Genomic DNA, 26,037 nt, shown 5'->3' on the forward strand with positions numbered 1-26,037 from the left:
GGTGGCAGAACAAGACGTGCTCGAAGCGGCTCTGGCGGAGATCTCTGCGCTGCAACAAGCGCATTGGCCCGCCGGCATTCCCCGCGCCGTCGAGTATCCGCTCGAAGGTGGGGGACTTGTCGATTACTTGCGGCATTGGGCGATCGAGCGGCCGGATACTCCTGCCATCGTCTTCTACGGCCGGGTCATCACGTATTCCGAATACGACGAGCTTTCGGATCGTTTTGCCGGATGGCTGCTGTCACTCGGAGTCGAACGCGGCGATCGCGTCGGCGTTCACCTGGTCAATTGCCCTCAGTTCCATATCGCGATGCTCGGCATTCTCAAGGTCGGTGCGGTTCACGTGCCGATCAATCCACTCTTCCGTGAACATGAATTGATTCACGAACTCAACGATGCCGGCGTCAAGGTCCTACTGACGCAGAACACCTTCTCGAAGTTGGTGAAGAAGGTTCGCTCACAGACTCCACTCGAACACGTCGCGAAGACTGCAGTGTCGGACATGCTGACGGCGATCCCGACCGTCGAACTGCCCTTCGAGGTCGACGATCCGCGCCTGAGCGACTGGCAGTCGATCATCACCAGTGAGCGGGCGACTCCTGTCGCCACCGAACTCGATTCCCTCGCCGCCCTGAACTACACGGGCGGAACGACGGGAATGCCCAAGGGCTGTGAGCACACTCAGCGCCACATGGTTTACACCGCGGCCACCGCGACGCTTGCGGGCGGTGACCAGGTGGGTGCCAATCCGCCGGTGTCCCTGGTGTTTCTGCCGATCTTCTGGATCGCAGGCGAGGACTTCGGCATCCTGGTTCCGCTCGTCAACGGCGGAACCGTGGTCCTGCTGAATCGTTGGGATGCGGAGACCACGCTCGACGCTGTCGAGGCTTACGGCGTGACCTCGCTGGTCGGAACTGTCGACAATTACGTCGAACTGATGGACACGCCAGGATTCGCGGAGCGAAATCTCTCGACACTCCAGAACGTCATGGCAGTTTCGTTCGTTCTCAAACTCGATCCGGCCACGCGCCAGCGGTGGCGCGAGGCTACCGGCGGCGTTCTGCGCGAAGCGAGCTACGGCATGACCGAAACCCACACCGCGGACACGATCACCCTCGGCTTCCAGGACGGCGACTACGACCTGAAAAGCGAGCCGGTGTTCTGCGGAATTCCGGTGCCCGGCACCGACGTTCTGATCGTCGATCACGACGGCAGGCCGGTGCCCGTCGGCGAGCACGGGCAGATCATCGTGCGCAGCCCATCCATCCTTTCCGCGTACTACCGCAACGAGGCGGCCACCGCCGACGCCATCCGTGACGGCTGGCTGCAGACCGGTGACGTCGGAAAGTTCAGTGAGCGTGGCGGTTTGCACTATTTGGCGCGGAACAAGGAAATGATCAAGACCAACGGCATGAGTGTCTTTCCCTCCGAGGTGGAAGCGCTGCTCATGCTGCACCCGGCGATCGAAAAGGCTGCGGTGGTGCCGAAACCGGACCCGGACAAGGGGCAGGTGGCTTTTGCGTTTGTCCAACTGGTCGAGGGTTCCGACACTGCGGCCGACGAGATCGTCTCGTGGGCGAAGGAGAACATGGCCACGTACAAGGTGCCCGAAGTGGAAGTGCTCGAGGCGCTTCCGATGACAGCGACAGGAAAGGTGCGCAAGGGCGATCTGTTCGAGCGCACTCAGGGGGACAAGTGAGACTGCTGATTGCGAACCGCGGCGAAATTGCGCTGCGGATCATTCGAACTGCCCGTGAACTCGGGATCGAGACGGTGTCGGTGTACGCCGAGGACGACGCGTCCAGTCCGCACGTCGCGGCGGCCACGGAGTCGGTGCCGCTCGGAGCGTCGGGCGCATCCGCGTACCTGGATCAGAGCGCACTGCTGAAGATCGCGGCCGAAACGGGCGCCACGCACGTGCACCCGGGCTACGGATTCCTCAGTGAGAATGCCGAATTCGCGCAGGCGTGCACAGAGGCGGGCATCGTCTTCGTCGGCCCGGACGCCCAGGTTCTCCGGACTTTCGGCGACAAGGCCAGTGCCCGCACCGCGGCGGTCGACTCAGGAGTGCCGGTCCTGCCGTCGACATCGGCGAACGCCGACCTCGACGAGGTGCGTGAATTCTTCGAGCGCAACTCCCGCGGCATCATGATCAAGGCGCTCAGCGGCGGCGGTGGCCGCGGCATGCGCGCGGTGCGTGACCCGAAAGCACTCGACGACGCGTACCGTGTGTGTGCGGCCGAAGCCCAGTCGGGATTCGGCAGTTCGGCACTGTTCGCCGAGGTACTCAGTGAGCACGCTCGGCACATCGAAGTGCAGATCGTGGCGGCACCGGGGCAAGGTGGAACCCACGCGCTCGCTCTGGGTGACCGCGATTGCAGCGTCCAACGTCGCCATCAGAAGTTGATCGAGGTTGCGCCCGCGCAGGGGCTGTCGGGGGCCCTGCGCGAGCGTCTTCACGCTGCGGCGGCGAGGCTGTGCGCCGAGGTCGGCTACCGCGGCATCGCGACGGTCGAGTTCCTCGTCGAGGAACGCGGCTTCGTCTTCCTCGAGGTCAATCCCCGAATTCAGGTGGAGCACACGGTGACCGAGGAGGTCACCGGAGTCGACCTCGTAGCCGTGCAGCTCGCGATCGCGGACGGAGTTCCGTTCGAGAACCTGGACCTGCCAACAGGGATCATCGCTGTCGAGAAGGGCTTGGAGACAGTCGGATCCGTGGCAAACGCTTCGGGAATCGCGATCCAGACCCGCGTCAACATGGAAACCATGACGCCGGACGGCAATGCGTTGCCCTCGTCGGGCACGCTCGACAACTTCACTCCTCCGGGCGGGCCCGGCGTGCGAGTGGACACCTTCGGTACGGTCGGACTCTCGCCGAGTGCGCGTTACGATTCGCTCTTGGCGAAGGTGATCACCCACACGCGTCGAGCGGATTTCCCTGCCGCGGTGCGTAAGTCGATTGCTGCTCTCAGTGAGTTCGCCATCGACGGTGTAGCGACCAACCTCGAATTTCTGCAGGCAATACTGTCGGACAAGGACTTCCGCGACGGCCTGGTCGACGTCGACTGGTTGGGTTCTCGATTGGCGGACCTCGTTCCCGAAGCGGACCCACAAACACCCTCCGCGAGTGTTGACATCGCGCCGGACGAGGACGTGGTCCGTGCACAGATGGCAGGAATCGTCGTCGAACTTGCCGCAGTCGGTGACGGCGTCCATGCGGGTGGCCAGGTTGCCGTCCTCGAAGCGATGAAAATGCAGCATGTTCTCTCGGCGCCCGGTGACCTCGAAGTCGTCCGGGTCCTGTCGTCACCGGGCAGGTCGGTGAGTGCGGGCGAACCGTTGCTCGTCGTCCGTAGCGCGAGCGCGGGATCGAAGCTCGCCGAGGTCGACGAGGTGGACCTCGACGACGTGCGTCCCGACCTCGCCGAAATCATCGCTCGCCACGAGGTGACCCTGGACGCGGCGCGGCCCGCGGCAGTGGCGAAACGCCACAAGCTGGGGCGGCGGACTGCTCGCGAGAACGTCTACGACCTGGTCGACGACGACAGCCTGGTCGAGTACGGCGCTCTCGCGCTGGCAGCGCAGCGCAGTCGACGCAGCGAGGAAGACCTGATCGCCAACACACCCGCCGACGGGTTGATCGGCGGAGTAGCGACCATCAGCGGCGGCGAGAGCGTCGTGATCTCGTACGACTACTCGGTGCTCGCCGGTACCCAGGGCATGCGCAATCACGCCAAGACCGACCGCCTGCTCGAGATCGCCGATCGCAAGCGAGTTCCGGTAGTGCTGTTCGCGGAAGGCGGCGGCGGTCGCCCCGGTGACACCGACGCCGGCGCCGGGGCAGGCCTCGAGCTGGGAACCTTCCGCGCCATGGCGGCGCTGAGCGGGCGGGTGCCCATGGTCGCCGTCGTGTCCGGGCGCTGTTTCGCAGGCAACGCGGCCCTGGCCGGCGCGTGCGACGTCCTGATCGCGACACCGGACGCCAACATCGGGATGGGTGGTCCTGCCATGGTCGAGGGCGGCGGGCTCGGAAACTTTCGCCCCGAGGACATCGGCCCCATCGACGTCCAGCGCCGCAACGGCGTCGTACACCTGGTCGCTGACGACGACGCACATGCGGTGGCGCTGGCCAAGCAGTACCTCGGCTACTTCCAGGGTGCGAGCGGAGAGTGGACCGCTCCGGATCCGCGGCTCTCGCGGCATGTGGTGCCGGAGAATCGCCTGCGCTCGTACGACGTTCGTGGAGCGATCGACGCAATCGCGGACGTCGACAGCGTCCTGGAACTGCGTCGAGACTACGGACGCGGTGTAGTAACCGCACTCGTTCGTGTCGAAGGAGTTCCGTACGGTGTGCTGGCGAACAGCAGCGAGCATCTCGGCGGCGCGATAGACGCGGAAGCCTCGGACAAGGCTTCGGATTTCCTGGAACTGCTCGAAGCGCACCGCATCCCTCTGGTGACGCTGTGCGACACACCGGGATTCATGGTGGGTCCGGATTCGGAGGAGGAGGCGACGGTTCGAAGGTTCGGCAGGTTCTTCGTTGCCGGTGCTCGCCTCACCGTGCCGTTCGGAACGATCATCCTGCGCAAGGGTTACGGGTTGGGCGCCATGGCAATGGCCGGTGGTTCCTTCCACGCCCCCGAGTTCACGGTCGCGTGGCCGACGGGCGAGATCGGGCCGATGGGTCTGGAAGGTGCTGTGCGTCTCGGTTTCCGCAAGGAGCTCGAGTCCGTCGAAGATCCGGTGGCTCGGGAAACGCTGTTCGGTCAGTTCGTGGAACTGGCCTACGCACAGGGCAAGGCGCTGATGGCGGCGACCACGTTCGAACTGGACGACGTCATCGACCCGGCCGATACCCGCGGATGGATCAGACAACTCGGCAGAAACAGTTGAGATCCTGCTGATTCGAGCTGTTGCCGCACGTGGGCGGGGCAACTAGCCTTGCCCACGTGTCGGCTGCGCGAGATAACGTCCTGATCATTCATTGGCACGACCTGGGGCGACACCTCGCGAGTTACGGTGTCGCCGGGGTCAACAGCCCCCATCTCGACCGACTGGCGGCAGAAGGTATCCGGTTCGCCGACGCACACGCGACGGCGCCGCTGTGCTCGCCTTCGCGCGGATCGCTCTTCTCGGGCAGGTATCCGCACAACAACGGTCTGATCGGGTTGGCGCACCACGGCTGGGAGTACCACGCGGAGGTGCAGACGCTCCCGCAGATCCTCTCCGACAACGGTTGGTACACCTCGCTGTTCGGCATGCAGCACGAGACTGCGTATCCGAAGCGACTGGGCTATCACGAGTACGACGTCACCAACTCGTTCTGCGACTACGTGGTTCCGCGTGCCCAGAACTGGCTACGACGCTTCCCGCCCGAGCCGTTCCTGCTCACCACGGGATTCTTCGAAACGCATCGCCCGTACCCCGCCGATCGCTATACCCCGGCGGACACCGCAGCCCTGGAGGTCCCCGGATACCTTCCGGACGTGCCACAGGTGCGCGAGGATCTGGCCGAATTCCACGGCAGCGTAGAGGTGGCCGACGCCGCGGTGGGGGAACTGCTCGCGACCCTCGAGGAAGAGGGGCTCGACGAGAACACCTGGGTCTTCTTCCTCACTGATCACGGCGCGGCGTTCCCGCGCGCCAAGTCGACGCTCTACGCCCCGGGCACCGGTATTGCCTTGATCGCTCGGCCTCCCGCGCGGTATCGCAGTGGCGGAAAGGAATACGAGACACTGTTCAGCGGTGTGGACCTCGTTCCGACCATTCTCGATCTGCTCGGAATCGACGTCCCCACCGAGGTGGAAGGGCGCTCGCACGCCGATGCCCTCGTCGACCGCGGAACCGAGCCGTCCGAACCCGTTCGTACTTCCCTGTTCACGGAGAAGACCTTTCACGACAGCTTCGATCCCATTCGTGCGGTGCGAACCAAGGACTACAGCTACATCGAGAACTACGCCGTCCGCCCGGCTCTGGATCTACCGCTCGACATCGAGGACAGTCTTTCCGGAAAAGCGCTCGGCACCGAGCATCTTGCGGTACGCGCACCCCGGGAGCTGTACGACCTCCGTGCCGACCCGGACGAGAAGATCAATCTGATCGATCGACCGGAAGTCTCGGCAATACAGGCGGAATTGTCCTCGCAGCTTCACACGTGGCGCGCCGAAACGGATGATCGTCTCCCGGACGAGGCATTGGGAAGCGCGATGGCGGTGCACCGCATGGCGGCGTACCTCGAGAAGATCGGTGTCCGACCCAACGTGCGGTCCGCCTACAGTGCGGACCGCGGTTACCTCGAGTCGGACACCGAAAACCCCTAGGGCCTTGCGGCTTCGCGCTCTTCCAACAATGCGATGACCCGCTCGACCAGCTCGTTGATGTCAGCGCCGGTTGTGTCGAATGCCAGGTCCGGCTCCTCCGGCGTCTCGTAAGGCGCGTCGATTCCGGTGAGCCCCTTCAGTTCACCCGCCCGCGCACGAGCGTACAGGCCCTTGGGATCTCGACGTTCGCATTCTTCGACGGGAGTGGTGACGGCAATTTCGAGGAAGGTGAGCCCGGCAGCTTCGTTGAGCGCGCGCGCAATTGCTCGATCCGAACGCAGTGGCGAGACCATCGACGCGATCGCCACCACGCCGGCGTCGGCGAACAGTCGAGTGAGATGCCCGACGCGTCGGATGTTCTCGGCTCGGTCTCCCGGCGAGAACCCGAGATCGTCGGAGATACCGTGGCGGACGTTGTCACCGTCCAGCAGATACGCGGTGCGTCCCGCGTCGACGAGCGCACGTTCGACAGCGACTGCGACGGTGGATTTTCCGGATGCAGGTAGGCCGGTCAACCAGATCGTCGCGCCCCTCTGGGTGGTAGACGCCCATCGCCGTTGACGTTCGAGTGAGGACGGATGCCACTTGATGTCGTTGCGGGTCTGCTCGCCGGGAACGACGACGCGTGGTTCGAGAATGGTGCCGGCGCCGACGGTGTCGTTGCTCTGCTCGTCGATCAGGATGAAGGCGCCAGAGTCCCGATTGTGGTCGTAGGTGTCGGCGACCACCACGGAACTGGTTCGGAGCGTGACCGTTCCGATGTCGTTGAGTCCCAGTTCGACTGGGCTGTCCTGCTCGTCGAGCGTTTCAGGATCGAGACGGGTGTGCAGTTCTTGGACGGTCGCTCGCACGGTCCGGGACGTGTGTTTGAGCGCTATCCGATCGCCCGCGCGCAACGGTGTGTTGGACAACCAGCAGATCGTGGCTTCGAGTTCTCGGGCCAGAACCGGCAAATGAGCCTGCGCACCGCCACTGACCAGAACGTCGCCACGTCCGACGTCGATGTCGTCGGCCAGTTCCACCGAAACCGACAGTGGTGCAACGGCAGTACTGCGGTTGTCGTCGAGAGTGTCCAGACTGATCACGGTGCTCTTCGATCCGGACGGCAGGACCACTACCTCGTCTCCGACGCTCAGTGTGCCTGCCGAAATCCGGCCAGTGTACCGGCGACGATTCTGCGGATCGGGGCGCGAAACCCATTGCACGGGAAGCCGAAGCTCCTCGATGTGCGTCGCGGGCGCATGGAGTTCGACGCCTTCGAGGTACTCGAGGAGCGTCGGCCCCTCGTACCACGCGGTGTTCTCGGACCGCGTCACGACATTGTCGCCGGCTTTCGCGGAGACCGGTATGGCGAGTACGTCCTCGCGTCCGACTTGCCGTGCCAAGGCCCGCAATTCTTCCTGCACCTGAGCGAATCTCGCTTCGTCGAAGTCCACCAGATCGATCTTGTTCACCACGGCTACAAGGTTCGGAACACCGAGCAGTGCGGCGATTCTGGCGTGCCGACGGGTCTGACGCAGCACGCCGGTCCTCGCGTCGACCAGCAGGACCGCTACGTGAGCATTGGATGCTCCGGTGAACATGTTGCGCGTGTAGCGTTCGTGCCCCGGGGTGTCGGCAAGTACGTAACTTCTGGTCGGAGTGGAGAAGAATCGGTACGCGACGTCGATCGTGATGCCCTGTTCACGCTCGGCACGTAGTCCGTCGGAGAGTGCAGCCAGGTCGGCGACACCGTGCTCGTCGGTCACGGAATCGAGGTGATCGGTTGGCAGACTGTCGGTGTCATGCAACAGTCGGCCGATCAGCGTGCTCTTGCCGTCGTCGACGCTACCCGCCGTGGCCAGTCGCAGGAGTTGGCGAGTGATGGTGGTCGTCATCAGAAGTAGCCCTCACGCTTTCGGTCTTCCATCGCGGCGACCGACGTTCGGTCGTCTGCGCGAGTCTCGCCTCGTTCGGAAACCGTCGCGGCCGAGATTTCGGTGACGACGTCGTCGATGGTGGTGGCGTGAGATCGAACGGCGCCGGTGATGGTCAGATCGCCGACGGTTCGATATCGCACCCACTCGGTCGTTGCCGCGGCGTTCTCGGCGTCGGTGCTGAATTCGGAAGCAGCGAGGAGCATCCCGTCGCGCTCGAATACCCTCCGCTGGTGCGCGAAATAGATGGGCGGCAGTTCCAGTTCCTCCTGGGCTATGTAGCGCCAGATGTCGAGTTCGGTCCAGTTGCTCAGCGGGAAGACACGAACGGACTCGCCGCGTCTGATCCGACCGTTGTAGAGCGACCACGGTTCGGCCCGTTGCGCTCGCGGGTCCCACTGGCCGAACTCGTCCCGGAAGCTGAGGACTCTTTCCTTGGCGCGCGCACGTTCCTCGTCCCGGCGGGCGCCACCGAACGCGGCGTCGAACCTTCCAGCTTCGAGAGCGTCGAGCAGGGTTCTGGTCTGCAGGCGGTTTCGCGATCCGCTGGTCTCGGTCGACTCCTGCACTCTGCCCTGGTCGATCGAATCCTGAACGGAAGCAACCAGAAGTGTGTGCCCGCCCTCCTTGATTCGACGGTCGCGAAATTCGATGACCTCCTCGAAATTGTGACCGGTGTCGACGTGCAGGACCGGGAAAGGGAGTGGGGAGGGCCGGAACGCCTTCTCGGCCAGACGAAGCAGGACTATCGAGTCCTTGCCGGCCGAGAAGAGCAGTACCGGTCTCTCGAGTTCTGCCACCACCTCTCGAATGATGTGAACCGCTTCGGATTCGAGAACTCGGAGTTCGTCGACGACATCGGTGACGGTGCTCATGTGACGGGATATCCGTTCTGTTCGGCGTCGATGCGATAACGCTGCACCCATTCGCGGGATCGTCCGTCGCTCTGACGACGCAGCGGCGGTGGCGGGGCCAGTTGTCCGTCGAGGCCGAGGGAGATGAGGGTTTTTGCGACCACGGATTGCGGGTCTTCGGTGAGATCGCGGAACCCGACTTCGATGGGAGAGATGTCCTCTTCCTCGAACCAGCGCTTCCATTGGCGTTCCTGCTCACCGAGAATCGTCACCAGGTGCGCGATTCCGACTGCGTTGTACTGCGCACCGTCCGAGAGATTCGGTGGAGTCGCGTCGTCGCGCCAAACCTGTGTCTGCACGGCGCGCCACATCGACACAGCTTGAGCGACGACATCTTCTCGATAGACGTGGATGAACTGCAGGTCGTGATCGAGGGTGTCGTGGAGTGCGGAACGTAGGTCCGTCCCACTGCGCCAGGGCAATCCGGCCGCGCGATCGAGTAGGAGCGGCGTCTGGTTCCACATCAGCTTGCCACCCCAGACTCCGTTGGGGGTTCGGCCGAGTTCGAGAAGTTGTGTGCGCCACTGTTCGGAGGTGCGAGTGTCCGGCGTGCCCGGGTGGAACGGGGCGAGCAGACCCAGGACGGACTCGTCCGTGACGTCTTCGAACCACTGCCTCGGTTGCGGTGATCGCGAGGTCTCGGGGAGGTACTGGAAGAACTCTTCCGGCTCACCCGCGACCCCGGTTGCTCGCAGGGATTCGACCAGCAAAGTACTGCCGCTGCGCTGCGAAGCGCAGACGAGAAACGAGCGTTGGGCCTCCGTCATGCGAGCAACGCTAAGGGGGGCCGGAAACCGCCGCAAGCTGGGAAAATAAACTCACGTAGAGGTTAAATCTCGACGTGAAACGTTAAATGTGCGGGTCACGAAATGTCGCGCTGAGGCACGTCTTACGCAGTTGTCGCAAGGGCCGCGGCAAGCCCGAATGCGATGGCCATGAAGACAACTTCACCGATGGCGCGGCGCAGAGATCCGTCCGAACTCATGCGGTGTGCAGCGCTCGCGACCACCCATGTCCGGCGCCACCACCATCCCAGGGCGACGAGCAGTCCGATCGCCACGATCTTGGCGAGGATCACCCGGCCGTATGCGGTGTCGTAGAAGGCGGAGAGTGAGTCGAGTCGCACGACGGCGTTGACGATACCGGTGACGACCAGCGCGAGGACGCATCGCCAGGCGAGAGCGGAGTACTTGGGCAACCAGATCGCCCAGGCACCGCGCGACGGTACGGCAAGCGCGAGTGCGGCGAGCACGCCGAACCACAAGGCCGCAGCGAGGACGTGAACGGCGTCGAGGATCGATCCGAAGCTCTGCTGCGCCATGTGCCCGGTGATCGGGCGGGCAGCGAGCGCCAACGCGGAGACGACCAATGCCGGTGCGACGGGCACCGTCTCGGGATTGGTGAATCCGTAGATGCCGTAACAGACGACGGCAAACGCGCACGCGATGATCGCGACGCCGACGCGGCCGACGTTGACCTCGGAGACGAATGCGCCGAAGTGCCCGATGGTCAGCGAGGTGACCGGGGCGCCGTCGGCCGCTGCGGCATTGAGCACGAGGAGCGTGATCTCGGCGACGAGCCACACTGCTGCCACCGCGGTGAGCTGAGTCCACATGACGGCGGGGGTTGTCGCCGGGCGGCGTTCACTGCGGCCCATCCAGGCGAGCGTCGCGATGCCGAGCGTCAACGAACCACATCCGATCGCGAGAACGCGGACCGTGCTCGACGATTCGGGTCCCGACGGGCTGGCGAGGCCCCAGGCGATCAGGACTCCCAGCAGAGCTGTGGGTACGGCAAACAGCAACCACCACCTGTTTGCCGTACCCGTCACGCGATCAGCTCGACTTCGGCTTACGGAGCACGAAGAACAGCGCACCGCCGAACACGACGACGCCGGCGACGATGAAGATCCACACCGGCATGCTGCCGGACTCCGACTCACCCGTACTCGACGCGGCGGCAGCGCCGGGAGTGCCCGACCCCGCCTCGGTGAGGGTGAACGTCAGGGTTCCGTTGACGGGGTGACCGTCAGCGGAGGTGACGCGGTACGCGATGGTGTAGACGCCGGTCGGCCCGAGATCGCCGAGGTCTGCACTGACAGTGGGTCCTTCGACGGACGGATCGCTCTTGGTCCAGAGGTTGCCGTCGGGACCGGTGACGGTCAGCGCCGCGAACTGCGCCTGCAGAGCCTCGTTGAACGTGACCGAAACCGTGTCAGGCGCAACCTGAATGGACGCACCGTTTTCCGGGTTGGAGCCGACGACCGCGGAGTGTGCACTGGCCGTGCCCATTCCGAGCATCGTGGCCAGCATCGCGAGCATGCCGACGGCGATGACCTTGATCCGGGTACTCATCAGCGCTTGCTCCTGACCAGTGCGCCGAGGCCGAGTGCAGCGCCCAACGCGCCGAGCACCAGGCCGACGCCGCCGAGCCAGCGGGCGGTGTTGTCCGACGAAGAGTCAGAGGCTTCGGATGCGGCGGACGTCTCGGCAGTGTTATCGGCAGAGGGGGCTCCGTGGGCATCGCCGGTGGACGCGGCGAGAGTCAGCGTCGGGGCGGGCTTGTCCGGCTCGCTGCCGTCGGCAAGCTCTTCCTGATCCCAGTTGACGACGTTGCCGTCGCTGTACGTCTGGACGGCCTTGAACTCGACCTCGTCCTGCTCCGGCAGCGGGCCGGCAGAAAGGACGAACTGCTGGAACTGGCCGGGGGCGATTCCGACGCCGGGGTCGGCGGTCCACGTCACGGACTTGGCGACCAACGAGGTGGGGTCCTTCTCCACGACGGCGGTCCAGCCGGGCATCGGTTCGGTGCGTGCCGACTTGAGGTCGGGGAGCGCCACCGTCAGCTTGGTGGTCGAAGCGGTGTCGGATTCGGTGGGCACGCGGAACGTGAGAACGGAGTATCCGCCCTGCGCAGCTCCTGGTGCGACGACGCTGACGTGTGCTGAAGCAATTCCGGCGGCCAGCAGCACGGCGCTGCCGGTAGCGACGGTCGTGACAACCGCGCGCGAAATCAGGGTGTTCTTCATGTCGGGAAGTGTCCTCTTGGTCTGGTGAAGGGGTGGGGCGTTCTACGAATCTTCAGACCAGGGCAGGAGGACCGCGCCGCGAGATGCTGGCGCGAAGTAGAGCGTCGACAGGTCCGTGATGGATTCCGGTCGAGACGGTGTGGCCGCGGGAAGTGACAGCGGCGGGAGCCAGAGACGCCAGGACGACGTGGAGAGCGTGGGTGACAACTCGGTAGAGGCGCTCGGCGGCCAGGACCGCCACCGCACAAGCGACGGTGGCACCGGCGTGAGCACCGAGCATCACCAATCCCGGAGCGGGCGAATGAGCGTGCTCGGAGAGCGTCATGGTGGTGTGCGCGGCGAGCTGACCCAGACCCAGAGCAACGATCAAGGCAGCGGGCCCCCGTGAGAGGGCGGGAAGGGTGGCCGTCACGGCGCCGACGGTTGCGCAGACGGCGAGCAACAGGGTCAGCGACGACGACTGTGGCAGCTCGCCTCCGCCGATCCCGTGCGCGGCGACAGCGAGAGCAGCCGAAGCGGAACCGACAGCTGTCCCCCGGAGGGTCGCGGTCTGCTCGGCTGCTCTCACTGGAGTTCTCAGGTCTAGCGCACGCCGAGACGTGCGAGCAGATCTGCTTCGACGCCGTCGAGTTCGGAAGAAATCGCCTGGTGAGCTGCTTTACGGCGAGCCTGCGGCATCTGCTCGGCAGCGCGAACTGCCGTGCTGAGGTCGCCGAGGCGCTCACGGATGGCGGCGGCGAAACGCTGCGTCTCCGCGTCGTCGGGCTTGCGGCTGAGGATCTCGGTGACCGAGCTCTCGGCGCCGGCGATACGAGCGCTCAACTTCGCGCCGTGACCGGTGTAGTCACCGAGCTGGTCGACGGCGATGCCCATCTTCTGTGCACGCGTGGTGTCGAGCTGGGCGCGCACCGCCGTGGCTGCGCGGTAAGCGATCGGCAGGAGAACGGGGGCAAGCAGACGTGCCACTCCCAGGTACTTACGCACCTTGGCGACGGTCAGGCCCTGATTCGCAGCGGCCTTCTCCTGCGCCTTCAGGGTCGCGATCTGCGCCTTTTCGATCTTGTGCTGTGACTCGATCTCGGCTTTCTCCAGCTTCTTGAGCGACTTGGTCTCGACCTTGTCGCGCTTACGCTGGCTCTTGGCGTTGAGCTTCGCCTCGACCTCAGCCTTGTGCTTGAGAGCCTTTGCCTCCGCCTTGCGGGTGGCACGAGACTTTCGCTTCTTGAACAACCCCATCGAAAAGGACCCCGTTTCCAGGTGTTTGTGTGTTGCCAGGTACCTGCGCTTCGGCTTCAGCCTAGGGGAGCACATAATCTTCGTCATCGTGTGTTCCGTTAACAACCCCGCGCCCCAGCTCCCGATCATCGATTCGGGGGCGTTGACCCGATGCCGTCATCGGGTGCGTCTGGACGGGTTGTTTCCCGGGAAATCGGCTTCGGAACCCGTCGACACCGGCGTCAAGCAGCGCCAGGACGCCGCGATCGCGAAGCGCGCGGAGATCGCCGAACTCGTGATCGGTGCTGCTCCCGAGCGTTGGGTGAAGATCAACCCTGATCAATCGGCGTCGGCTCAGGCTCGCGACACCTTGGCTGCCTGTGAGGCCGGCGCGGACCGGATCTGGGGCGCGGTCTTGCCGGTCGAGCGCGACACCGGACGCAAGGGCCGCTGCGAAATGCTCATCCGTGACGACGAGGGTGGCGGGTACATCCCCGTCATTGTCGTCAATCACAAGGTGACCGATCCGGGTCAGGGCGCGATCACCTCGGGGCTCTTCGAATGGGAGCCCGTGGTCGATCCCAAACGCAAGGTCCGCAGTCAGGTCCGCGATCAGATGCGCGTCGCGCAGGTCTATCGGATGCTCGAGCGTCGTGGGCTGGCGAGCCCGTCGCTCACGGCCGGGGCGATCGGATACAACGGAGACTGCATCCTCGTCCACGACCTCAGCGCGATTCTCGACGATTACGACAAGCGTTTCGCCGACCGTATCGCTGTGGCCCGCGGTGAGGTGCTGACGTCTCCGTCACAGGTGAGCGAGTGCAAGTCGTGCCCGTGGTGGACCGAATGCAAGCAGGAGTTGGTTCGCAACCGCGACGTCAGCCTGGTGGCTGTCGGATCGCGGGCCGAGCTTCTGCGCGACGTCGGCTGCAACACGATCGATCAGCTGGCCGCCTGGGACGGTGAGCCGCTCGAGGATTGGCCGCACGGAAATTTCGACGACGCAGTCGTGATCGCCAAGGCGTGGTTGGCAGATGCTCCGTTGGTGCGGCGGTTCGAGAAGATCTCGGTGACTCGGGCGGACATCGAGATCGACGTCGACATGGAGAGCTATCAGGAGCACGGCGCGTACCTGTGGGGGACGTTGCTCAATGTCGGCGGCTTCTCGATGTATCGAGGATTTGCGACGTGGGATCCGCTGCCGACGCGTGACGAGGCGCGGTCGTTCGCAGAGTTCTGGGGCTGGCTGATGGCGGAGCGTGCCGCGGCCGCTGCTTCGGGTAAAACCTTTGCCGCATACTGTTATTCGCGTTCAGCCGAGGACAAGTGGTTGTTGGACTCGGCGCGCAGGTTTGCCGGTGAACCCGGGATTCCCGGTAAGGACGAGATCCGCGAGTTCATCGACAGTCCGCAGTGGGTCGACATCTATCAAGCGGTGAGTGATCAGTTCATCTGCCCGAACGGCAAGGGGCTCAAGAAGATTGCTCCCGTCGCCGGCTTCAACTGGCGTGACGCCGAGGCCGGGGGTGAAGCGTCGATGGCGTGGTACCGCGAGGCGGTCGGCTACGACGGTGAGCCGGACGAGACGCAGCGGACACGCATCCTGCAGTACAACGAGGACGACGTCATTGCCACCAAGGTCCTCCGTGAGTGGATGACGGACCGCGCGGAGAAGGAAATTCCGCTGGCTTCCGAGTTGTAGCGCTGATCCGTTCTGTCGCGATTGTCTGAAACATCGTATTGAACAGTATGTTTCAACTCGTAGTTTCTCGTCATCGTGTGTCCGGAACCCGCATCCGCGCTACCTTCATCTGGTCGGCTCCACGATGGAGGGTGTTGCATGCTGAGCAGGCTGACTTCGAGTGCGAGCGACGCCGAACTGTCTGACGTCGAGCGGCGCGACCTCTTCGCACGCCAGATACTGCAGGTGACGACGGTCGCGCCACTGGCCAACATGGTCAATGTACTCAGCGTGTGCGCTTTGCTTGTGTATGTCGTACCCCCCGGTCACAACGAGTTTCGGGTGATCTGGGGTTCTGCGGCCTTCTTGGTCGTCCTCAATTCGGTGCGCGTCTGGATACCGCGAGTCGTCCTGAAGGGCCGGTACCCGCCCAAACATACGACGAGGTACGACTACTGGGCGCTCATGCTCGAGGTGATCCTGCTCGGGCTTCTGCTTGTCGTTCTCGCCGCCGCGATGCTTCCCGTGACGGACAACTCGCGAAAGCTTGTGCTTCTAGCGACATTCGCCGGAGTCATGGGCGCCGGCGCCGTAGCATTGTCGACGGTTCGGTCGATAGCGGTAGCGTGGATTCTGGTGCACAGCATCGGATTGCTCGTCGTTATCCTGCCCAAGAGAACTACGGAATATGCTGTCCTCTCGTTCCAGTTGGTCGTTTACTCGGTGACACTGATTATCGGCGTCGTGTACCTCTGGGCGTCGTTCCGAAGTCGTTGTCTCGCCGAGTTCGAGGCTGCTGCCGAGCGCCAGACGGTCAGTTTGCTTCTCGACGATTTCGAGGGTGGGTCACGCGACTGGCTGTGGGAAGTCGACACCACCGGGACGTTGTCGCACACCTCCGCTCGGCTGTCGCAGATCTCGGGAGTTCCCGTCTCCGACCTGCGAACCCTGTCGCTGCGCGGATTGTTGGATCGGCTCGACGTGGGTTCGACGAAGAGTGGCCGAGCCGCGGTCCAGGTCATCGGAGATCACCTCGACCGCCTCATGCCGTTTCGAGAGGTCGTCATTCCCGTTCGTGTCGACGGCGTCGACCGATGGTGGTCTCTGTCGGGTCATCCCAGGCTATCCGAGGCCACGGAGTTCGTGGGTTGGCGAGGCGTGGGCTCGGACATCACCGAGAAGTACAACTACGAGCGGCGAATTCTGTGGCTTGCTGCAACCGACGGACTGACCGGGCTCCCGAATCGCCGGACGTTCGGCTCGGAGCTGTCCGACGCGCTCGGCACCGTCCGAACCGGCGAGGAAGTCCTTGTCGGAATCCTCGACCTGGACAATTTCAAGTCGGTGAACGACACGTTAGGGCACCCTGTCGGTGACAAATTGTTGATTTCCGTTGCTGCACGGCTCAATCGGGTGGTCGACGGCGCCATGTGTGCGCGAATCGGTGGTGACGAATTCGGCGTCGTCTTGCGGGGAACAGGGGACGGAGGAGAGGTGTTCGCTCGCTATCTGGATGCATTGCGTGAGCCGTTTTACGTGCGGGGGAATCGCATCGAGGTTCGTGCATCGATCGGCTATGCCGGCGCACCCGCAGATTCCGAAGACGCGGACACGCTTGTCATGTCCGCCGACCTGGCGCTGTATGCGGCAAAATCCGCCGGCAAGAACCGGGTAGGAAGATACTCACCGGTGCTGCGGGCGCGGGCCAGGGAGCGAGCATCGGCCCTGCAAGAACTTGGGCTTGCGATCGAGTCTCGGCAGTTCGAGCTGTACTACCAACCGCAGGTTCGTGCGGACACCGGCCGCGTCGAGGGTTTCGAGGCACTGCTTCGCTGGAATCACCCGGTGCGGGGCGTGCTTGCACCGCACATTTTCATCGATGTCGCGGAGGAGACCGGCTTGATAGTCCCTCTGGGACTCCAGGTACTGCACATGGCGTGCGCCGAAGCCGCGACGTGGCCCGACGACACGTACGTGACGGTGAACGTCTCTCCGGTGCAACTGATGTCGTCCGGCTTCGGATCAGCCGTGAACGATGCGCTGGAGGCAAGCGGTCTGTCCGGCAAACGGCTTCAGCTGGAAATCACAGAGACGGGAGCAGTGGAGGAGCTTGCCGTCGCCGAGTTGGATCGCCTGCGTGCCACCGGGATTGCGATTGCCCTGGACGACTTCGGAACCGGCTATTCGTCTTTCGAGAGTTTGAAGAAACTGCCGTTGGACATCCTCAAGATCGACCGGTCGTTCATCACCGAACTGAGCGAGGGTGATTCGGCAGTTGTCACTTCGGTGGTCGAGGTGGCGAAGGCGCTCGGTATGCAGTCATTGGCGGAAGGCGTGGAGACGGCCGACCAGCTGAGGCTCTTGCTTACCGCCGGTTGCGAATTGGTTCAGGGTTACTACATCAGCCGACCGATGCCGGCGAAGGAAGTAGCCGAGTACCTCAGCGCAACTGCCCACTCCAACGGTGGGTATTTTCATTCGTTCTGACAACTGTGCGCCTTTATTAACCGCGGGCGGTTAATAAAGGCGCACAGCAGGGAGGTTAGCGCGGCGCCATGCGCAGTGCGCCGTCCATGCGGATGGTCTCGCCGTTGAGGTAGTCGTGCTCGACGATCATCTGCGCGAGCTGCGCGTACTCGGACGGCTGGCCCAGGCGGGACGGGAACGGAACGCCGGCCTCGAGGCCCTTGCGGTACTCGTCGGTGACGCCTGCGAGCATCGGGGTGTCGATGATGCCGGGAGCGATCGTGTTGACGCGGATGCCGAACTGCGCAAGGTCACGGGCAGCCGGAACCGTCATGCCGTGCACGCCGCCCTTGGAGGCGGAGTACGCGATCTGGCCGATCTGGCCTTCGAAGGCAGCAACGGAAGCGGTGTTGATGACGACGCCGCGCTGGCCCGACTCGTCGACGGCCTCGGTCTTGGCGATGGCGTCGGCGGCCAGGCGCATGACGTTGAAGGTGCCGAGCAGGTTGACGGTGATGACCGTGCGGAACAGCTCGAGGTCGTGCGGACCCTTCTTGGACAGGATGCGTCCGGCCCAGCCGACACCGGCACAGTTGACGACGATGCGCAGCGGGGAGCCCGACTCGACGATCTGGTTGATCGCTGCTTCGACCTCTTCGCCGCTGGTCACGTCGGTGGGGATGAGGGTGACGCCGGCGGGGACGTTGTCGCCTGCGCGCTCGATCGACGCGGGCAGATCCAGGCCGAAGACGGTAGCGCCGGCGTCGGCGAGGCGCTTGGCTGTTGCGGCGCCGAGGCCTGATGCCGCTCCGGTGACCAGTGCTGCGGTTCCCTTGATTTCCACTTCGTGTGCTCCTCGAGTTAGCGATCGGTAAGGCGGTGGTACGTGTCGAGAACCATAACGCGAGGGTGTATGTGAGGGCGAACGCGCGAGACCCGCGTAGGGCTGGGTACCTTGGACGCGAGGTCTGAGAGCAAAGCACCGGACGAGAGGGGACCTGCGTGAGCAAGGCGCCTGTGCGTCCCGCCGCTTCTGTCGAGAATTTCGAGCGGTTGCAGCGCGACCCGCTCTTCGAAGATCTTGCCGAGCTGATTGCCGAGGTTCTCTCCTACGCGTTCGACGCTCCGGCCGCCGTCGAGATCGAACAGTGGACGATCAGTTGCCTGCCGTCGACCAACCGATCCGCGGAGCGCCATCGCTTGTTCACGCTCAATATCGGTCCGATGGAGATTCTGAGCGTCGAGTGCCATCTGGTCGGCGGTAAGCCGATCGAGCACGTCATGTCCGTGTACGTATCCAGTTCGGCACTGGAATCGCGAACCGGATGCAGCATCGAAGAACTCGACGCCAAGCACGATCTGGTCGCCATCAGACGCACCGAGTTGGCGTCCGCCGACGGCGACGGGACCGTGATCGACTGCAGTCTCGAGGACTCGGATGCGTTGGAACAGTTTGCTCAACTGCCCGTCGACATGACGACGGTTCGTCCGCTCGCGGAGCATCTTGTTGCCAAGGGCAAGGGCCCATTTCGGCAGTATCACAACGCCGGGTTCGCCAAATATGTACTGGAAAGGTCGCTCGACCATGCTTGATCAGTTGCCCATCCGACTCCCGCGTGTGCTGCGAGACGGGGACGATGACGGCGCGGTCGACGTGCTGCAGGAATATTTCACGAGGCCGCTCCGAAAGACCGGTTATCTCCGAACCGGTGCGTTGTGGGATTCCTGGGATCCCAGTGGCAATCGCGATCGTGATGCGAACATCTTCACCGCGGAAGATCTTGTTGCGGTGACGCTTCTGTCGGTTCAGGTTCCGGCGCAAGGAGCCTTCTTCCTGCTCGGGGAGAACAATGCCGAACTGAACCGACTCCTGGCGGACGTGGGCCCGGATCGCGATCTGTCGAACGAACCCGATCCCTTCACTCCGGAATCTCCGGTGTGGCGGTTGGAGACGGCGCTTCGAGAGATTCACGGTGTCGGGCGAACCATGGCGTCCAAACTGATCGCGCGCAAGCGTCCGCGACTCTTCCCGATCTACGACGACGTCGTCGGGCGGGATTTGGGAACGAAGTCGGCCCACCTGGAACCCGTTCGCGTAGCCATGCGGGAAGACGAGTTGCAGAGTCGACTCCTCGATCTACGTGCACGAGCAGGTCTCGACGAATCCGTTCCGGTCATCAGGGTGTTGGACGTGCTGGCGTGGATGCAGGGTAAGGGATACAAACCGGCACTCTAGCTTTCTTGTCGGTGGGTGGGTTTATTGTCGAATGTATGTTCGATAACGGATCGACGGGCGGTGTGGGGGCAGTCGTCGATGACGGCCGTCCTGTCGTCGATCCACTCATGTTGCCGGACATGCTCTTTGCGACGGCGCAGAGCGAGAACATGCTAGCCGCGCAAAAGGTGCTCGGTGCATCCATGTTGTCGGAGTCGAGATTCAACGCCGAACTCGACGTGTCCGGTGATGTCGACAAGGCGTGGCGGATCGCATGCAACGAGATCGCGGTCATGCTCACGTGCTCGCGTCGTACTGCCGAAGTCCACATCGAGATCGGTGATGCCCTACGGGAGTTCCTTCCGCTCACCAAGGTCGCCTTCGCTGCCGGCGAGCTGGACTATGCGCGTGTGCGCAAGATTGTCGACGGACTCACCGGGGTCGACCCCGAGGCGATCGCAGCACTCGAGCGCCGGGTACTTGCCTCGGCGCACCGTCTTCCGCCCGGGCAACTGGAGCGCGACATCGAGCGCCAGCTCTTTGCCTACGATCCGGATGCTGCCGCCGAACGTCGCCGGAAGATGCTGGAACACCGCGATGTTCGCACGCGAGCAGACCGTCACGGACTCGCCCAGTTGCAGGCAACACTCAGCGCGACCGAGGCCGTCGAAGCGCTTGGCCTGATCAACGAGGCCGCCGGAAGCGTCTGCAACCACGATCCACGAAATGTCTCGACCCGTAGGGCCGACGCACTGGTCGCTCTGCTGCACGGCGAACAGGGGCTGACTTGTCAGTGTGGCAGCGAAACGTGCGAGGCAGCATTCACAGCAGCTCGATCGACTGCGCCCTCACGTCGGAAGCCGTTGTTGCACATCGTGTGTGATCTGGCGACGCTCCTCGGATTGATGTCAGATCCCGCGAGCATCGACGGATACGGGCCGATCGATCCTGATTTTGCTCGCGAGCTCGCCGCTGATTCCACCTGGCAGGCCTTGTTCGTCGATTTCCGCGCCCAGGCCGCGGGGAACCGACCGCGTCGGCAGCATGCTCCGACTGTCCTGCCGCTTGTCACCCGACGTGATCGCCCAAGTCGCGAACCGAAAGGCTGCGGGGATCGGATTCGGGCGATGCAACGGTTGGTCGCGCGAGCCCCGGACATAGTTCGAAGATCGGATGGGCATGGCGCCCAGCCCGATCCACCTCCCGGCGCGCTGACCTATGCTCCGGGAGCGGCTCTGGCCGCATCGGTGCGGGCCGTCGACGGTCACTGCCGGTTCCCTGGTGTTCGGTGCCCGCGAACAGGTGCCAACTCGACCACATCACCGAGTTCGATCCTTCCGATCCGAGACGTGGTGGGTGGACCATTGCGAGCAACCTCCAATGCCTGTGTCGTCATCACCATCAGGTGAAGACATACAGGTTGTGGACGCCGGTGATGCTGGAGGACCGTGCCATTCACTGGACCGATAAAACCAGCGGGTTGACGGCGGTCACGGTTCCGGAGAGGCACTGACTTCGAAGATGGTCTCCAGACCGTCTTCTTCGTCCCACTGCTCACCGACTTCGCAAAAATTGTACTGGCTGATCAGGTTTCGAGATGCGGCATTGTCCGGGCTGATGGTCGCGCGAACGACGTGTACGTCGGATTCGCGACTCGCGACGTCGAGAAGTATCTCGAGGGCGGTTCGTGCGTAGCCCTGTCGTCGAAACGCCGGGTCGATGCGATATCCCATCTCGACCATCCCACGCGCGTCGGGGCGGCCGTGAAATCCGGCCAACCCCACCGGCGTCGACGTCCAAGTGTCGACCGCGATGCGGGTGATCCAAGCGCTGTCGTGCGGGTTCTCTACTATCTGCTTGCTTCGGTAGCGCCACAAGCCCTGGCATTCTTCGCCGAGGAGATACGGGGTCAGGAGGTCGGGTGCGAGTTCCATTGCAAGAGTGGCGTTGTCTTCACCCAGTGCGTGCAGGGCGAGTGATGGAACCTGGACCAGTTGAAGTCCACGTCCGCCGAGTGTCCAGGGTAGTTCGGTGACTGTCACAGTTCGGCGATCGGAGTCGACAGCGTTATGTCGACACCGATGCTCCGGAGATTGCCGTCGAGGACTTGCCAGATGGAGCGTTCGAGGAATTCGGCCAATTCCGCACTGGTCACATCGGAACCCGGCTGGCTGAGCCAACGGTTGACGCTGACGTCGACCAATCCGATGACGCCGAAAGCCAAGGGCTCAGCCATCTTCGACGGTTTGCCACGGCTGGTGAGGATCGTGCCCAACAAATTTCCCAATTGGACGGCGATTGCCGTCTTGGTTCCGGTCACCACTTTCGAACCGGTGGCCCGCGTACTCGGCGAGCCCTTGCCTAAAAAGTGGTGCAGTCGTGGATATTTCACAATCCACTGAAGGTAGGTCTCGACGGCCCGTGAGATGGCCTCGCCGACGGTGCCCTTCGGCGTGAGAGTGGGGGCCAGGTCGGTCATCATCATCTCGAGGATGCGGACTCGCAGCTGCTCGTCGAGGTCGGCTCGATCCTTGAAGATCCGGTAGACAACAGAGCGGGGGACGTCGGCGCGCTCGGCGATCTGCTGGACGCCGACGTCGGCGCCACCTTCGTTGACTGCATCGAGTGCTGCGTCGAGGATCCGCGCTTTGCGCTGCTCCTTGTGATCGTTCCAGCGAGTGCTGCGCCCGTCGGGCTGCGCCGACTCGGCTGTTTTTGTCATAAATCGAACGATACTCACCCCGCCATTGACTGGACAAGATGTCTCACATACTTTGGTGGGACAGCGTGTCACACACAGATACCGTTCTCTTCAGGAGTGGCAATGAGTAACAGGGTTTTTGTCGTCGGCGTCGGCATGACGAAGTTCGAGAAGCCGGGAGCCCGCGAGTGGGACTATCCCGACATGGCACGCGAGTCGGGTACCAAGGCGCTCGACGACGCGGGTATCGACTACACCGAGGTCGAGCAGGCATACGTCGGCTACGTCTACGGCGAGTCCACCGCAGGTCAGCGCGCTGTCTACGAGCTCGGTCTGACGGGTATCCCCATCGTCAACGTCAACAACAACTGTTCGACGGGATCGACCGCGCTCTACCTCGCCACGCAGGCGGTCAAGAGTGGTCAGGCCGACTGCGCACTCGCGCTGGGCTTCGAGAAGATGCAGTCCGGGTCGCTCGGATCCACCTACGACGACCGCGAACAGCCCCTCATGCGGCACCTCCTCGCTCTCGCCGAGCTGCAGGAGTTCGCGATGCCGCCCGCTCCGTACATGTTCGGCGCGGCCGGCGTCGAGCACATGGAACGCTTCGGAACCACTGCCGAGCAGTTCGCGAAGATCGCCGTCAAGAACCACAAGCACTCACTGAACAACCCGTACGCGCAGTTCCAGGACGAGTACACCCTCGAGCAGATCCTCGAAGCACGCCAGATCCACGGGCCGCTCACCAAGCTCCAGTGCTCGCCCACCTCGGACGGATCCGGCGCGGCGATCATCGCCAGCGAAGCATTCGTCGAAAAGCACGGGCTCGCTGCTCAGGCGATCGAGATCGTCGGACAGGCCATGGTCACCGATATGAACAGCACTTTCGAGGACAAGAGCGCCATCAGCCTCGTCGGCGCGGACATGACCCGCAAGGCCGCCGAGAAGGTATACGCCCAGGCCGGGATCACCGCCGACGACGTCGACGTCATCGAACTCCACGACTGCTTCTCCACCAACGAGTTGCTGACCTACGAGGCACTTGGACTGTGCGCCGAAGGTGACGGCGGCAAGCTCGTCGACGCCGACGACACCACCTACGGCGGACGCTGGGTGGTCAACCCGTCCGGCGGCCTCATCTCGAAGGGCCACCCCCTCGGAGCAACAGGCCTCGCGCAGTGCGCCGAACTCACCTGGCAGCTCCGCGGAACCGCGGACAAGCGTCAGGTCGACGGCGCGAAGGTCGCCCTCCAGCACAACATCGGACTCGGCGGTGCAGTTGTCGTGACCGCATACAAGCCCTACGCACGCTGAATCACACCCTCAACCCGCCAGCTACCCACTAGGAGTTTCATCATGGCTTCCGTTTCCGTCTCCGCCGTACTGCCCGCATCCCCCGAGAAGACCTGGGATGCGCTCTCCGATCTGTCTCGCTGGGAAGAGTGGCTCACCATTCACCAGGGCTGGAAGAGTGAACTCCCCACCGAGGTCGCGTTGGGCGCCAAGTTCACCGAGGTCGTCTCCGTGATGGGTATGGCCAACAAGATCGAGTGGACCGTCGAAGAGGTCGAGGTTCCGAAGATGGTCAAGATTGCCGGTACCGGAATGGCCGGCGTCACCGTCGAATTCATCCTCTCGGTCGAGGCCGACGGTGCGGGTTCGAAGGCAACCGTCGACGCCAGCTTCAAGGGCACCATGATCGTCGGGCCGATCGGCAAGGCAGTTGCCAAGAACGCCAAGGCTGATCTCGAGGCCTCGCTGGCCAAGTTCGCCGAGCTGGTCGGGTAACGGCTCGATGACGACACCGAAGACCAACGCGGTCGAATTCGATACGTCCGGGCTGGACGTATGGACCGATCCGGAGCACTTCGAGGTGACAGCCGAGCGCATCGCCGAATATGCCGCTGCCACAAACGACCCCATCGAGCGACACCTGAAAGGCGAGATCGCTCCGCCGGTCTTCGCGGTGGTACCCGTCTTCATGTCGATGGCACCCGCTGCGCTGTCGGTGGCGCCGGTCGAACTGCTGATGAAGCTCGTTCACGGTGAGCAGGACTTCCTGTTCCACCGTCCGATCTACCCTGGCGACCATCTGGTCGCTCGCGCCAAGCCCATCGGATTCGAGGGCCGGGACAACGGGTCCACCGTCGTCATCTACGTCGAAACCAAAACCGACAAGGGTGAATTGGTCAACGAGCAATGGATGACAGCGTTCTTCCGCAAGGTCGACGCGGGCCCCGGACTGGGCGAGAAGGCTCCCGAACACCGATTCGACGACGCTCTTCGCGCTGGTAGTCCCGCAGCGGTGGTGAATCAGCACATCGACGAGGACCAGACGTTCCGGTACTCACCGGCTTCCGGCGATCCGATGCCGATCCACCTTGACGAGGAGATCGCTCGGATGTCCGGGCTCCCCGGAATCATCAACCACGGACTGTGCACGATGGCGTTCACGTCGTGGGGAGCCCTGACCGAACTGGCAGGCGGCGAGACCGAGCGGTTGCGCCGTCTCGCAGTGCGATTCGCGAAGCCTGTGCTCCCGACCCAGGACATCGAGACGGTGTTCTACAAGTCGGGTTCGGCAGACGGAGCCACGTCGTACTCGTACGAAACCAGCGCGGTCGGTGACCTGGTCATCAAGGACGGCCTCGCGGTCATCGCCGACAAATGAGTCTTCATGTCCGACAACTGAACTGATGGGAATTTGAACTGATGGGAAGTCTCGACGGTCGCGTAGCGATCATCACCGGAGCAGGACGCGGCATCGGCCGTGAGCATGCGCTGCTCTTCGCTCGTGAGGGTGCGAGCGTCGTGGTCAACGATCTCGGCGGAGCAAACGACGGTTCCGGTGCAGATGCCGGCCCCGCGCAGCAGGTAGTCGACGAGATCGTCGCTGCAGGCGGCAAGGCTGTTGCCAACACCGACAACATCGCCACCTGGGACGGCGCCGAGGACCTCGTCAAGCAGGCCGTCAGCGAGTTCGGCCGACTCGACGTACTGGTCAACAACGCCGGCATTCTTCGTGACGCCTTCATCGCCGGTATGGACGAGAGCCAGTGGGATGCAGTCATTGCCGTGCACCTCAAGGGGCACGCAGCGACGCTGCACCACGCTGCCGCGTACTGGAAGGACCAGAGCAAGGCAGGCGAGACCGTCAACGCTTCGGTCATCAACACCGCTTCGGCTTCGGGTACCTTCATGCCCAACGCGGGCCAGGGCAACTACGGCGCCGCCAAGGCGGGCATCGCAGCCCTGACTCTGGTGGCCGCTGACGAGCTCGATCGATACGGCGTGCGTGTCAACGCTATTGCGCCGATCGCGCGTACTCGGCTGACGCTAGCGACACCCGGTATGGGCGCGTTGTTCGCCGCCGAGGTCCCCGAGGGTGAGTTCGACGCGTTTGCGCCGTCCAACATCTCCCCGCTGGTGGCCTATCTAGCGGCAGCGGATTGCAAGCTGACCGGCAAGGTGTATGCCGTTCAGGGTGGGGCCATCACGGAACTCGCCGGCTGGCACGGTGTGAACACCATCGAGAGCGAGGGTCCCTGGACCACCGCCGACCTCGCAGAACGACTGTAAGC

At 63.7% G+C, this 26,037-nt stretch carries 23 protein-coding genes; 12 read left to right on the forward strand and 11 right to left on the reverse strand.

Features of this window, described 5'->3' with window-relative positions:
• Window position 1 precedes the first annotated feature (1 nt).
• The 3 genes from PCS43_RS11705 to PCS43_RS11715 are packed head-to-tail and all read left to right on the forward strand — an operon-like array spanning window position 2 to window position 6,320.
• On the forward strand, window positions 2–1,699 hold the full coding sequence (locus PCS43_RS11705) for an AMP-binding protein (RefSeq protein ID WP_007735929.1): 1,698 nt from the start codon (window positions 2–4) through the stop codon (window positions 1,697–1,699).
• Window positions 1,696–4,893, forward strand: coding sequence for a carboxyl transferase domain-containing protein (locus PCS43_RS11710; protein ID WP_209910789.1), 3,198 nt, complete (start codon window positions 1,696–1,698; stop codon window positions 4,891–4,893). Before PCS43_RS11705 ends, PCS43_RS11710 begins: the two co-directional genes overlap by 4 nt.
• 56 nt (window positions 4,894–4,949) lie before the next feature.
• Window positions 4,950–6,320, forward strand: coding sequence for a sulfatase family protein (locus PCS43_RS11715; protein ID WP_209910793.1), 1,371 nt, complete (start codon window positions 4,950–4,952; stop codon window positions 6,318–6,320).
• Here the strand turns inward: PCS43_RS11715 and cysC are convergent.
• The 8 genes from cysC to PCS43_RS11755 form a co-directional block, all read right to left on the reverse strand.
• Window positions 6,317–8,197 (reverse strand): adenylyl-sulfate kinase, encoded by a 1,881-nt coding sequence (cysC, locus tag PCS43_RS11720; RefSeq protein WP_047272727.1) that lies wholly within the window; start codon window positions 8,195–8,197, stop codon window positions 6,317–6,319. The genes PCS43_RS11715 and cysC overlap by 4 nt on opposite strands.
• Window positions 8,197–9,111, reverse strand: a complete 915-nt coding sequence (gene cysD / locus PCS43_RS11725; RefSeq protein WP_042453255.1) for a sulfate adenylyltransferase subunit CysD — start codon at window positions 9,109–9,111, stop codon at window positions 8,197–8,199. Before cysD ends, cysC begins: the two co-directional genes overlap by 1 nt.
• Entirely contained in the window at window positions 9,108–9,917 is an 810-nt protein-coding gene (gene stf0 / locus PCS43_RS11730) for a trehalose 2-sulfotransferase (protein WP_007735934.1), read from the reverse strand. Before stf0 ends, cysD begins: the two co-directional genes overlap by 4 nt.
• Window positions 9,918–10,039: 122 nt before the next feature.
• On the reverse strand, window positions 10,040–10,981 hold the full coding sequence (locus PCS43_RS11735) for a copper resistance D family protein (protein ID WP_003944164.1): 942 nt from the start codon (window positions 10,979–10,981) through the stop codon (window positions 10,040–10,042).
• A gap of 4 nt (window positions 10,982–10,985) precedes the next feature.
• Window positions 10,986–11,504 carry a copper resistance CopC family protein gene (locus PCS43_RS11740; protein WP_003944137.1) on the reverse strand — a complete coding sequence of 173 codons (519 nt, stop codon included), beginning with the start codon at window positions 11,502–11,504 and terminating at the stop codon, window positions 10,986–10,988.
• Window positions 11,504–12,178, reverse strand: a complete 675-nt coding sequence (locus PCS43_RS11745) for a YcnI family copper-binding membrane protein (RefSeq protein WP_003944147.1) — start codon at window positions 12,176–12,178, stop codon at window positions 11,504–11,506. The genes PCS43_RS11740 and PCS43_RS11745 overlap by 1 nt, the downstream gene beginning before the upstream one ends.
• Window positions 12,179–12,230: 52 nt before the next feature.
• Window positions 12,231–12,746 (reverse strand): hypothetical protein, encoded by a 516-nt coding sequence (locus PCS43_RS11750; protein ID WP_003944165.1) that lies wholly within the window; start codon window positions 12,744–12,746, stop codon window positions 12,231–12,233.
• 14 nt (window positions 12,747–12,760) lie between these two features.
• On the reverse strand, window positions 12,761–13,414 hold the full coding sequence (locus tag PCS43_RS11755; RefSeq protein WP_003944178.1) for a DUF6474 family protein: 654 nt from the start codon (window positions 13,412–13,414) through the stop codon (window positions 12,761–12,763).
• A 124-nt stretch (window positions 13,415–13,538) separates the two neighbouring features.
• Here PCS43_RS11755 and PCS43_RS11760 point away from each other — a divergent pair, with 124 nt between their 5' ends.
• Window positions 13,539–15,095, forward strand: a complete 1,557-nt coding sequence (locus PCS43_RS11760; protein ID WP_209911758.1) for a TM0106 family RecB-like putative nuclease — start codon at window positions 13,539–13,541, stop codon at window positions 15,093–15,095.
• Between the two features lie 138 nt (window positions 15,096–15,233).
• Complete coding sequence (locus tag PCS43_RS11765) at window positions 15,234–17,561, forward strand: putative bifunctional diguanylate cyclase/phosphodiesterase (RefSeq protein WP_209910796.1); 2,328 nt, start codon at window positions 15,234–15,236, stop codon at window positions 17,559–17,561.
• A 55-nt stretch (window positions 17,562–17,616) separates the two neighbouring features.
• Here the strand turns inward: PCS43_RS11765 and PCS43_RS11770 are convergent, their stop codons facing one another.
• Window positions 17,617–18,384 (reverse strand): SDR family NAD(P)-dependent oxidoreductase, encoded by a 768-nt coding sequence (locus tag PCS43_RS11770; protein WP_003944195.1) that lies wholly within the window; start codon window positions 18,382–18,384, stop codon window positions 17,617–17,619.
• 158 nt (window positions 18,385–18,542) lie between these two features.
• Here PCS43_RS11770 and PCS43_RS11775 point away from each other — a divergent pair, with 158 nt between their 5' ends.
• From PCS43_RS11775 to PCS43_RS11785, 3 genes are read left to right on the forward strand one after another with little or no spacing between them, the layout of a single operon-like run.
• Window positions 18,543–19,133, forward strand: coding sequence for a hypothetical protein (locus tag PCS43_RS11775; RefSeq protein WP_054188683.1), 591 nt, complete (start codon window positions 18,543–18,545; stop codon window positions 19,131–19,133).
• The gene (locus tag PCS43_RS11780; RefSeq protein ID WP_209910799.1) at window positions 19,126–19,776 is read left to right on the forward strand and encodes a DUF6308 family protein; all 651 of its coding nucleotides are present in this window, start codon (window positions 19,126–19,128) and stop codon (window positions 19,774–19,776) included. The genes PCS43_RS11775 and PCS43_RS11780 overlap by 8 nt, the downstream gene beginning before the upstream one ends.
• Window positions 19,777–19,811: 35 nt before the next feature.
• Entirely contained in the window at window positions 19,812–21,164 is a 1,353-nt protein-coding gene (locus PCS43_RS11785; protein WP_245361519.1) for a DUF222 domain-containing protein, read from the forward strand.
• Between the two features lie 81 nt (window positions 21,165–21,245).
• On the opposite strand, the gene PCS43_RS11790 is transcribed toward PCS43_RS11785, so the two are convergent.
• Window positions 21,246–21,797, reverse strand: coding sequence for a GNAT family N-acetyltransferase (locus tag PCS43_RS11790; protein WP_209910802.1), 552 nt, complete (start codon window positions 21,795–21,797; stop codon window positions 21,246–21,248).
• The gene (locus PCS43_RS11795; RefSeq protein ID WP_209910805.1) at window positions 21,794–22,477 is read right to left on the reverse strand and encodes a TetR/AcrR family transcriptional regulator; all 684 of its coding nucleotides are present in this window, start codon (window positions 22,475–22,477) and stop codon (window positions 21,794–21,796) included. The genes PCS43_RS11790 and PCS43_RS11795 overlap by 4 nt, the downstream gene beginning before the upstream one ends.
• Window positions 22,478–22,579: 102 nt before the next feature.
• On the opposite strand from PCS43_RS11795, the gene PCS43_RS11800 reads away from it, so the two are divergent.
• The 4 genes from PCS43_RS11800 to PCS43_RS11815 are packed head-to-tail and all read left to right on the forward strand — an operon-like array spanning window position 22,580 to window position 26,035.
• Window positions 22,580–23,770 (forward strand): lipid-transfer protein, encoded by a 1,191-nt coding sequence (locus PCS43_RS11800; protein ID WP_209910807.1) that lies wholly within the window; start codon window positions 22,580–22,582, stop codon window positions 23,768–23,770.
• A 42-nt stretch (window positions 23,771–23,812) separates the two neighbouring features.
• Window positions 23,813–24,244 carry a type II toxin-antitoxin system Rv0910 family toxin gene (locus tag PCS43_RS11805; RefSeq protein ID WP_030535858.1) on the forward strand — a complete coding sequence of 144 codons (432 nt, stop codon included), beginning with the start codon at window positions 23,813–23,815 and terminating at the stop codon, window positions 24,242–24,244.
• 7 nt (window positions 24,245–24,251) lie between these two features.
• Window positions 24,252–25,127, forward strand: coding sequence for a MaoC/PaaZ C-terminal domain-containing protein (locus tag PCS43_RS11810; RefSeq protein ID WP_019746344.1), 876 nt, complete (start codon window positions 24,252–24,254; stop codon window positions 25,125–25,127).
• Window positions 25,128–25,168: 41 nt separating this feature from the next.
• On the forward strand, window positions 25,169–26,035 hold the full coding sequence (locus tag PCS43_RS11815) for an SDR family oxidoreductase (RefSeq protein WP_030535856.1): 867 nt from the start codon (window positions 25,169–25,171) through the stop codon (window positions 26,033–26,035).
• The last annotated feature ends 2 nt before the right edge of the window (window positions 26,036–26,037 follow it).

The organism is Rhodococcus sp. C-2 (assembly GCF_027854095.1).
Classification (GTDB): Bacteria; Actinomycetota; Actinomycetes; order Mycobacteriales; family Mycobacteriaceae; genus Rhodococcus_F; species Rhodococcus_F qingshengii.